Annotated in this window: 1 protein-coding gene; it reads left to right on the top strand. The window is 68.6% G+C overall.

What is annotated here, in order from left to right:
• On the top strand, window positions 1-4,521 hold a 4,521-nt coding region (locus MD221_RS17335; RefSeq protein ID WP_242113403.1), incomplete at both ends, for a beta strand repeat-containing protein.

Raw genomic sequence — 4,521 nt, 5'->3', positions numbered from 1 at the left:
GATGCGGTGGATGCGTCGCTGACGATCAACAGCGTGGGTGCGGGCTGCTCGGCCACGGGCCAGACGGTCACCTGCACCACGCCGGCCGGCCTGGCTGCGGGCGCCAGTGCGACCTACACGATCAATGTCACGCCGACCGCTGCGAACAGCACGGGCATCGTCAATACCGTGAACACCAGCGGCGGCGGCGATCCGAACTGCTCGACCGCCACGGGCGAAGGCTGCGATGCCACGACCCCGCCGGTGCCGGTGAACTCCGGCGTGGACCTGACCACCAGCAAGACGGTCAATCCGAACCCGATGACGGTGGGTGTGGCCGCGACCTATACGATCACGGTGACCAACAATGGCACCGGTCCGACCACGGCCGATACGGTCAGTGTCGACGCGGTGGACGCGTCGCTGACGATCAACAGCGTCGGCGCGGGCTGCTCCGCTACGGGCCAGACCGTGACCTGCACGACGCCGGCCGGCTTGGCCGCGGGCGCGAGCGCGACCTACACCATCAACGTCACCCCGACCGCTGCGAACAGCACCGGCATCGTCAATACCGTCAACACCAGCGGTGGCGGCGATCCGGACTGCACCACGGCGACGGGCGAGGGCTGCGACACCAGCACCCCGCCGACCCCGGTGAACACCGGCGTGGCGCTGACCACGACCAAGACCGTGGCGCCGAACCCGATGACGGTGGGCGTGGCCGCGACCTACACGATCACCGTGACCAACAATGGCACGGGTCCGACCACGGCCGATGCGGTCAGTGTCGACGCGGTGGACGCGTCGCTGACGATCAACAGCGTGGGTGCGGGCTGCTCGGCCACGGGACAGACCGTGACCTGCACCACGCCGGCCGGTCTGGCTGCCGGCGCCAGCGCGACTTACACGATCAACGTCACGCCGACGGCCGCCAACAGCACCGGCATCGTCAACACCGTGAACACCAGTGGCGGTGGCGATCCGAACTGCTCGACCGCCACCGGCGAAGGCTGCGATGCCACGACCCCGCCGGTCCCGGTGAGCTCGGGCGTGGACCTGACCACCAGCAAGACGGTCAATCCGAATCCGATGACGGTGGGTGTGCCGGCAACGTACACGATCACGGTCACCAACAACGGGACCGGTCCGACCAATGCGGATACAGTGAGCGTGGACAACGTTGACGCCTCGCTGGCGATCAACAGTGTCGGCACGGGCTGTTCGGCCACGGGCCAGACGGTCACTTGCACCACGCCGGCCGGTCTGGCCGCGGGCGCCAGCGCCACTTACACCATCAACGTCACGCCGACGGCCGCCAACAGCACCGGCATCGTCAACACCGTGAACACCAGCGGCGGCGGCGATCCGGACTGCACCACGGCGACGGGCGAGGGCTGCGACACCAGCACCCCGCCGACCCCGGTGAACACCGGCGTGGCGCTGACCACGACCAAGACCGTGGCGCCGAACCCGATGACGGTGGGCGTGGCCGCGACCTACACGATCACCGTGACCAACAATGGCACGGGTCCGACCACGGCCGATGCGGTCAGTGTCGACGCGGTGGACGCGTCGCTGACGATCAACAGCGTGGGTGCGGGCTGCTCGGCCACGGGACAGACCGTGACCTGCACCACGCCGGCCGGTCTGGCTGCCGGCGCCAGCGCGACTTACACGATCAACGTCACGCCGACGGCCGCCAACAGCACCGGCATCGTCAACACCGTGAACACCAGTGGCGGTGGCGATCCGAACTGCTCGACCGCCACCGGCGAAGGCTGCGATGCCACGACCCCGCCGGTCCCGGTGAGCTCGGGCGTGGACCTGACCACCAGCAAGACGGTCAATCCGAATCCGATGACGGTGGGTGTGCCGGCAACGTACACGATCACGGTCACCAACAACGGGACCGGTCCGACCAATGCGGATACAGTGAGCGTGGACAACGTTGACGCCTCGCTGGCGATCAACAGTGTCGGCACGGGCTGTTCGGCCACGGGCCAGACGGTCACTTGCACCACGCCGGCCGGTCTGGCCGCGGGCGCCAGCGCCACTTACACCATCAACGTCACGCCGACGGCCGCCAACAGCACCGGCATCGTCAACACCGTGAACACCAGCGGCGGTGGCGATCCGGACTGCACCACGGCGACGGGCGAGGGCTGCGACACCAGCACGCCGCCGACCCCGGTGAACACCGGCGTGGCGTTGACCACGACCAAGAGCGTCAGCCCGAACCCGATGACGGTGGGTGTGGCTGCGACCTATACGATCACGGTCACCAACAACGGCACGGGTCCGACCACGGCCGATACGGTCAGCGTCGATAATGTCGATGCGTCGCTGACGATCAACAGTGTCGGTGCGGGCTGCGTGCAGAGCGGCCAGACGGTCACCTGCACCACGCCGGCCGGCCTGGCCGCGGGCGCCAGCGCCACCTACACCATCAATGTCACGCCGACGGCCGCCAACAGCACGGGCATCGTCAACACCGTCAACACCAGCGGTGGCGGCGATCCGAACTGCACCACGGCGACGGGCGAGGGCTGCGACACCAGTACGCCGCCGACCCCGGTGAACACCGGCGTGAGCCTGAGCACCACCAAGACGGTGGCGCCGAACCCGATGACGGTGGGCGTGGCGGCGACCTACACGATCACCGTGACCAACAACGGCACGGGTCCGACCACGGCCGATACGGTCAGTGTCGACGCGGTGGACGCGTCGCTGACGATCAACAGGGTCGGTGCGGGCTGCGGGCAGAGCGGCCAGACGGTCACTAGCACGACGCCGGCCGGCGTGGCCGCGGGCGCGAGCGCGACCTACACGATCACCGTGACCAACCACGGCACGGGTCCGACCACGGCCGATACGGTCAGGGTCGACGCGGTGGATGCGTCGCTGACGATCAACAGCGTGGGTGCGGGCTGCACGCAGAGCGGCCAGACGGTCACTTGCACGACGCCGGCCGGCCTGGCGGCGGGTGCCAGCGCGACCTACACGATCAATGTCACGCCGACGGCCGCCAACAGCACGGGCATCGTCAACACCGTCAATACCAGTGGCGGTGGCGATCCGAACTGCTCGACCGCCACGGGCGAAGGCTGCGATACGACGACCCCGCCGGTGCCGGTGAACTCGGGTGTGGACCTGACCACCAGCAAGACGGTCAGCCCGAACCCGATGACGGTGGGTGTGGCTGCGACCTATACGATCACGGTGACCAACAATGGCACCGGTCCGACCACGGCCGATACGATCAGTGTCGACGCGGTGGACGCGTCGCTGACGATCAACAGCGTCGGCGCGGGCTGCTCCGCTACGGGTCAGACCGTGACCTGCACCACGCCGGCCGGCTTGGCCGCGGGCGCGAGCGCGACCTACACGATCAACGTCACCCCGACCGCTGCCAACAGCACGGGTATCGTCAACACGGTGAACACCAGCGGCGGTGGCGATCCGGACTGCTCGACCGCCACGGGCGAGGGCTGCGATGCCACGACCCCGCCGGTGCCGGTGAACTCGGGCGTGGACCTGACCACCAGCAAGACGGTCAGCCCGAACCCGATGACGGTGGGTGTGGCTGCGACCTATACGATCACGGTGACCAACAATGGCACCGGTCCGACCACGGCCGATACGATCAGTGTCGACGCGGTGGACGCGTCGCTGACGATCAACAGCGTCGGCGCGGGCTGCTCCGCTACGGGTCAGACCGTGACCTGCACGACGCCGGCCGGCTTGGCCGCGGGCGCGAGCGCGACCTACACGATCAACGTCACCCCGACCGCTGCCAACAGCACGGGTATCGTCAACACGGTGAACACCAGCGGCGGTGGCGATCCGGACTGCTCGACCGCCACGGGCGAGGGCTGCGATGCCACAACCCCGCCGGTGCCGGTGAACTCGGGCGTGGACCTGACCACCAGCAAGACGGTCAGCCCGAACCCGATGACGGTGGGTGTGGCGGCAACGTACACGATCACGGTCACCAACAACGGCACGGGTCCGACCAATGCCGATACTGTGAGCGTCGATAATGTCGACGCCTCGCTGACCATCAACAGTGTCGGTGCGGGCTGCACACAGAGCGGCCAGACGGTCACCTGCACCACGCCGGCCGGCCTGGCCGCGGGCGCGAGCGCGACCTACACGATCAACGTCACCCCGACCGCTGCCAACAGCACGGGCATCGTCAACACCGTCAATACCAGCGGTGGCGGCGACCCGGACTGCACCACGGCCACGGGCGAGGGCTGCGATACCAGCACGCCGCCGACCCCGGTGAACACCGGCGTGGCGCTGACTACGACCAAGACCGTGGCGCCGAACCCGATGACGGTGGGCGTGGCCGCGACGTACACCATTACCGTGACCAATAACGGCACGGGTCCGACGACCGCCGATGCGGTGAGCGTGGACAACGTCGATGCGTCGCTGACCATCAATTCGGTGGGTGCCGGTTGCTCGGCCACGGGCCAGACGGTGACCTGCACGACGCCGGCCGGCCTGGCCGTGGGCGCCAGCGCGACCTACACCATC

Source organism: Luteimonas aquatica (genome assembly GCF_022662575.1).
In the GTDB taxonomy this organism is placed as follows: Bacteria; Pseudomonadota; Gammaproteobacteria; order Xanthomonadales; family Xanthomonadaceae; genus Luteimonas; species Luteimonas aquatica.
Note: the sequence above shows the minus strand (reverse complement) of the source record. Positions and strands in the feature narration are given on the sequence as shown.